Below are 6,052 nucleotides of genomic sequence, written 5' to 3' on the forward strand. Positions count from 1 at the left end.
GCCGTTGCGAAAAAGCCGTCAAAAGCGGTGTTGCATCCGAAAACGCCTTGGCGTATTCGACCGCCTCCCCGGCGTTCCCCGCCGGGGCTGCGCCGGTCCTGCTGGGGAATGGTGTAATGGTAACACTACGGTTTTTGGTACCGTCATTCTAGGTTCGAGTCCTAGTTCCCCAGCCATTCTCCCAAAACGATTTTAGCGGCTTCGCCCCGCTCCGAGAGAGTCGGTTTGCAGCTGGCCGTCTGTCGCGGGTTACCAGCCCCGCGATCTTGCCACTCGATGGCTTCGCCGGCGACGCAATGCCGGCGCATGGGTGCTGGCAGGGGGAACCCTGTTCGGGGGCAGGTCGTTATTCGGCATCAGCACAGGGAGACTACCCATGATCCGCATCCTCATCACCGGCGTCGCCGCCGCAGCCCTTCTCGCCGCCTGCGGCGAACAGGAACAGGACCCGGTCAACGCTGCCCAGGACGCCGCGTCGGCGCCCGTGGGTCAAATGTCCGCCGCGACGCTGGGCGCCAACACGGTCGAGGGCTATGTGACCAATGCAGCGATCGGCGACATGTACGAGATCCAGGCGGCCGAGATTGCGCTTGAACGGAGCCAGAACGCAGAGGTCCGCGAACTGGCCCAGATGATCCATGACGACCACACCGCCGCCAGCGAGGCCATGGGCCAGATCGTTCAGTCCGGTCAGATCGACGCCGAACTGCCGACCGAACTGGACGAGCGCCGTCAGGGCCTGATCGACAACCTTCGCGACGCGGACAACTTCGATGAAGTCTACATCGACCAGCAGGTCGCGGCCCACGAAGAGGCCCTGACTCTGCACCGTGGGTTCGCAGACCATGACGACGCGCCCGAACTGGCGGCGCACGCGGCAGAGGTCAGTGGGCCGATCGAAATGCACCTGGAGCGCGCCCGCGCCCTGAACGACTAATCACGACGCTTCGGATGCGTCTGAACGGCCCGCTTCGCCTGCTGCGAGGTGGGCCGTTTTCATTTCGCAGCAGGTTAGGGGCTTTTCGGCGCTAGACGGTTCAGGGCGCGCAGGCCTGTGTGAACCGCCAGTCCCGACGGGACGGACGTGTCGTCGCCGCAGGAACCAACAGAAGAGCGCCAAGGACAGCCAGCTTCGACAGTCGACGATTCCGCCGCCTGAGCGAATCGCCGCGTGGCGCGTTCCGCTGTCCGGACGGACGACGGAGGAGTGGCGGCCATGGCGCGCGGCGAGCTCAAGACCTATCAGGCCAAGCGGAATTTCGGGGCGACGCCCGAGCCGAAGGGCCGGAAGACGGCGCGGTCGAAGGCCGGGCTGCGCTATCTGATCCAGCGCCATGCGGCCACGCGGCTGCACTATGACTTCCGCATCGAGTACGACGGGGTGCTGAAGTCCTGGGCGGTGACCAAGGCGCCGTCGCGCGATCCGTCGGTCAAGCGGCTGGCCGTGGAGGTGGAGGACCACCCCATGGATTACGGCGGCTTCGAGGGCACCATCCCCGAGGGCAACTACGGCGCCGGCACGGTGCAGATGTGGGACGAGGGCGTCTGGACGCCGCAGGACGAGGATCTGGACGCGGCCTTTGACAAGGGCGTGGTCAAGCTGGTGCTGGAAGGCGAACGGCTGAAGGGCGGCTGGGCGCTGATCCGGCTGAAGTCGGACCGGGGTCGGCCCACCAAGCGGAACAACTGGCTGCTGATCAAGGAGAAGGACGAGTACGCCGTGGACGGGGAGGGCGACGCCCTGGCCGAGATCGACGCCTCGGTGACCACGGGCCGTAGCCTGGCGGAGATCGCCGGCGGCGATTCGGAATGGACGTCTTCGAAGCCCACTGGTCGCAAGGCGCCGGCGAAACCCAAGGTCTCGAAGGCCCGGACGAGCACGGGCAAGGGGCCGCCGTCCTTCACGCCGATCCAGCTGTGCAAGGTGGTGGACAATCCGCCCGGCGGCTCCGGCTGGGCGCACGAGATCAAGTTCGACGGCTACCGCATCCAGGTGGCCGTGGGCGGGGGCAAGGCGAAGCTCTACACCCGCAGCGGGCTGGACTGGTCGGCGAAGTTCCCGGCGCTGGCCAAGCAGGCGGCCGGCTGGCCGGACGGGGTCATCGACGGAGAACTGTGCGCCCTGGACGACGACCACATGCCGGACTTCTCGGCGCTGCAGGCGGCCATTTCCGAGGAGCGCACGGACGACCTGATCTATTTCGCCTTCGACCTGATGTTCGAGGGGGCTGAGGATCTGCGGGACCTGCCGCTGGCCAAGCGCAAGGCGCGGCTGCAGGCCTATGTGGACCGGGCGGGCAAGGCGGGGCCGGGCCTGCGGTTCGTGGAGCATTTCGCCACCACGGGTCAGGCGGTGCTGGACAGTGCGTGTCGCATGGATCTGGAGGGTGTGATCTCCAAGACGCTGGACGCGCCGTACCGGGCGGGGCGGCAGGCCAGCTGGGTGAAGTCCAAATGCCGGGGCCGGGATGAGGTGATCATCGGCGGCTGGTCGTCGGAGAAGGGCACGCGGTTCCGCTCGCTGCTGGTGGGGGTGAAGGAGGGCAAGGGTCTGCGCTATCTGGGCCGGGTGGGCACGGGCTACAGCGAGGCGCTGACGAAGGTGCTGGTCCCGGCGCTGAAGGCTGCGGCCTCGGACGACAGTCCGTTCGCGGGCAAGACTCCGCCCAAGGGCGGGCGGGAGATCCACTGGGTCAAGCCGATGCTGGTGGCCGAGATCGAGCATGGGGGGCTCACCGAGAACGGCACCCTGCGCCACGCCGCCTACAAGGGTCTGCGCGAGGACAAGGCGCCAAGCGACGTCACCGACGCGCCCCAGGCGCCGGCGAAGACGGTCAGCCCCAAGGGCAAGGTGGTGGTGGCGGGCGTGACCATCTCCAGCCCCGACAAGCCCCTGTGGCCCGCCCATGACGGCGAGGCGGCGATCACCAAGGCCGATCTGGCGCGCTACATGGAGATGGCGGCCGAGCGCATCCTGCCCCATGTGGCAGACCGGCCCACATCGATCATCCGGGCGCCGGACGGGATCGAGGGAGAGACCTTCTTCCAGCGCCACGCCATGAGGGGATCGAGCCCGCGCCTAAAGCTGATCGATGTGAAGCAGCGGACCCCCTATCTGGCGGCGTCCGACGTGGGCGGGTTGGTGGCCATCGCCCAATCGGGGGGCATCGAGCTGCACCCGTGGGGCTGCAAGCCCGGCGATCCGGAGACACCGGAGCAGCTGACCTTCGATCTGGACCCCGACGAGGGGCTGGATTTCGAGGATGTGATCGCTGCGGCCAAGGACATGAAGGCGACGCTGGAGGCGCTGGGCCTGAATCCCTTCGTCAAGACCACGGGCGGCAAGGGGCTGCACGTGGTGACGCCCATCAAGGCGGACGGGCGCAGCCGGGTGGAGTGGGACCAGGCCAAGGCGTTTGCGAAGGCGGTCTGCGAGCAGGTCAGGGACGCGGCGCCGGACCGCTACACCACCACCCTGTCCAAGAAGGCGCGGGGCGGGAAGATCTTCCTCGACTATCTGCGCAACGGGCGCATGGCGACGGCGGCGGCGCCGTGGTCAGCGCGGGCCCGGCCGGGAGCCACCATCGCCTTTCCGCTGTCGTGGGGGCAGGTGCGCAAGGGGCTGGACCCGAAGGCCTACACCCTGCGCACCGCGCCGGCCCTGCTGAAGAAGCCCGATCCCTGGAAGGATTTCAGGAAAGGCGAGGTGTCGCTGCGGCCCATCCTCAAGAAGGTGGGCGTGGGCTAGACGCATTCTGGAACGGTCCCGTCTGCGCGCCGTTTCTCCGTCTTCAAAAAGGAGAACGACATGCTGAAGTGGGCGCTGATTTTCGCCGTTATCGCTGTAATCGCCGGGCTGGCGGGCTTTACCGGGATCGCCGGCGCCGCCGCCGGAATCGCGCAGTTCCTCGCCATTGCCGCCGTGGTGGTGTTCGTGGTGCTGCTGGTGCTGGGATTCACGGTGGCCAAGAAGGTCACCTGACCGGGCAGGCCGGGATCAGAACGCCAGCCTGATCTCGGCCACCACTGTGTCATCGTATTTGTTGTCGGCGGGCAGATCGACGTCGGTGTCGTAGTAGCGCACGTCCAGCTCCAGATTCCGGGTCAGGGCGTAGGTCGCGCCGACGTTCCAGCCGGTGTAGTCGACACTGTTGCGCTGCTCCCGCCGCCCGATGGCCGCAGTGCCTTCAAGGCGCGGGGTGAATTCCCAGCCCACGCGGGCCTCGACCCAACTGAAGCTTCCCGTCGATCCGATCGCGTCGGGCGAGTACTGATACTGGAGCCGAGCGCTCGCCGGTCCGATGGAGCGGGAGACGTTGGCGGTGAATTCCCAGCTGTCGTCATCCACGCCAGGAACGGGGTCGACCAGCCATTTGTGGGCGGCGTTGATGTCGAAGTCGAAGCCGGCGAACTGCGGCGCCCAGCCGACCAGCAGCCGGGACTCCCAGTCCGCGCCGTTGGAGTCCACGCCCTCGATCGAACCCGACACGTAGACATCACCCGTAGCCGGGGCCCAGTCCACGATGCCGTAGGCATAGGCCTCGCCGTTGGTCTTGGAGGCGTTCTTGGAGCGGTTGTCGGTGCCTGCTCCGATCTCTACGCCGAAACCGTCTGGCAGGCTGAACCCGCCGTCCTGGGCCGACACGGCAGGGGCGGACAGGCCGACGAGGGCGGCGGCCAGAAGAGTGGTGCGGAGCATGAGACGACTCAGATGTTGTTGGCGGTGTGTGGCCGCCATTAACTCCGCTTTCTGACGAATTTATCACAAGCCGATACAAATTCGTCATTCAGTCTACGGATGAGTTCGGCTGTGGTCGGAATGTCATGGACGCCGCCCGCGCCCTGACCGGCGGACCAGACCGTCTTCCAGGCCCGCGCCTCCTCGCCCATGTCCAGCTTGTGCTCGGGCAGGGACTTGGGATCGATGCCGTTGGCGACCAGCGACGGGGTCAGGAAATTGGCCGGGATTCCCGACACCGCCGGGGTGTAGGTGACGTCGGAGGCTCCGGCGTCCACGATCATCTGCTTGTATTCCTGCTGAGCCAGGCTCTCGGTCGTGGCGATGAAGCGGGTGCCCATGTAGGCGAAGTCGGCGCCCATCATCAGGGCGGCGGCCACATCCTGACCTGTGGAGAGACAGCCGGACAGGATGATGGTTCCGTCGAAGAAGGTGCGCACCTCGTTGACCAGGGCGAAAGGGTTCACCACCCCGGCGTGCCCGCCCGCGCCGTTGGCGACGAGGATCAGGCCGTCGACGCCCGCCTCGGCCGCCTTGCGGGCATGACGCACATTGGCGATGTCGTGGAAGACCACGCCGCCATAACCGTGCACCGCATCCACCACATCACGCACCGCGCCCAGCGAGGTGATGATCAGGGGCACCTGATGCTCCACCGACACCATCATGTCGGCCATCAGGCGGGGGTTGGTGGGGTGGACGATGTGGTTGACGCCGAAGGGGGCGGCGTCGGGCTTCAGCCGCTCCTTGATCTCCACCAGCCAGTCCCGATAGCCCTCGGTGGTGCGCTGGTTCAGGGAGGGGAAGGTGCCGATCATCCCGGCGTTGCACGTCTCCACCACCAGATCCGGGCCGGACACCAGGAACATGGGCGCGGCGATGACGGGGAGGGTGAGGTTCTTGTCCAGCGATGCGGGAATGGCCACGGGCGTCTCCTGGGTTTCGTTTCAATACGCATAGCGGCCTGTCGCGGCGTAAGGCAATGCATCAGGGACGGTGCAGGAGAACGGCGCCCACGCCAAGGCGCCCACGCCAAGGCGCCCGTCGGTGCGGGGTGATGGGAAGGGAACGGGGCGCCGGGCCATCGCCCGGTGTAAGGAATAGACAAATACCGTTTCGACGAAGGCTGACGCCCCGCGCGATCGTTCTTCCAGAGCCCCCGGTGGGCACGCGTCTTAGGCGCTAGCCGGTGTTTAGGCCCTGAACGGGCGGGCATGGACAGCGCTCCATGTCCCGGACCCGGCGAGTAATCCGCCCCGCCGCTATATCCCGCTCGATCACAGCCCGTCGCCGCAAGGTCGCCGGCCGAGCGCC

5 protein-coding genes and 1 tRNA gene are annotated in these 6,052 nt (G+C 67.0%); 4 read left to right on the forward strand and 2 right to left on the reverse strand.

The annotated features are described in order from the left end of the window. Positions 1-102: 102 nt before the first annotated feature. The 4 genes from IWC96_RS05910 (at position 103) to IWC96_RS05925 (ending at position 3,982) form a co-directional block, all read left to right on the forward strand. Positions 103-176 (forward strand) — tRNA-Gln (locus IWC96_RS05910). Positions 177-376: 200 nt separating this feature from the next. Then, positions 377-937 (forward strand): DUF4142 domain-containing protein, encoded by a 561-nt coding sequence (locus IWC96_RS05915; protein WP_021698700.1) that lies wholly within the window; start codon positions 377-379, stop codon positions 935-937. Between the two features lie 279 nt (positions 938-1,216). Beyond that, positions 1,217-3,748: a DNA ligase D gene (gene ligD / locus IWC96_RS05920; RefSeq protein WP_196838577.1), complete on the forward strand. Its 2,532-nt coding sequence runs from the start codon at positions 1,217-1,219 to the stop codon at positions 3,746-3,748. A gap of 60 nt (positions 3,749-3,808) precedes the next feature. Continuing rightward, positions 3,809-3,982, forward strand: coding sequence for a DUF1328 family protein (locus tag IWC96_RS05925; protein ID WP_021698703.1), 174 nt, complete (start codon positions 3,809-3,811; stop codon positions 3,980-3,982). 15 nt (positions 3,983-3,997) lie between these two features. Here the strand turns inward: IWC96_RS05925 and IWC96_RS05930 are convergent, their stop codons facing one another. After that, positions 3,998-4,699, reverse strand: a complete 702-nt coding sequence (locus tag IWC96_RS05930; protein WP_021698704.1) for a TorF family putative porin — start codon at positions 4,697-4,699, stop codon at positions 3,998-4,000. 38 nt (positions 4,700-4,737) lie between these two features. After that, complete coding sequence (locus tag IWC96_RS05935) at positions 4,738-5,664, reverse strand: nitronate monooxygenase family protein (RefSeq protein WP_021698705.1); 927 nt, start codon at positions 5,662-5,664, stop codon at positions 4,738-4,740. Positions 5,665-6,052: the final 388 nt, after the last annotated feature.

Source organism: Brevundimonas sp. BAL450, assembly GCF_015767455.1.
In the GTDB taxonomy this organism is placed as follows: Bacteria; Pseudomonadota; Alphaproteobacteria; order Caulobacterales; family Caulobacteraceae; genus Brevundimonas; species Brevundimonas abyssalis.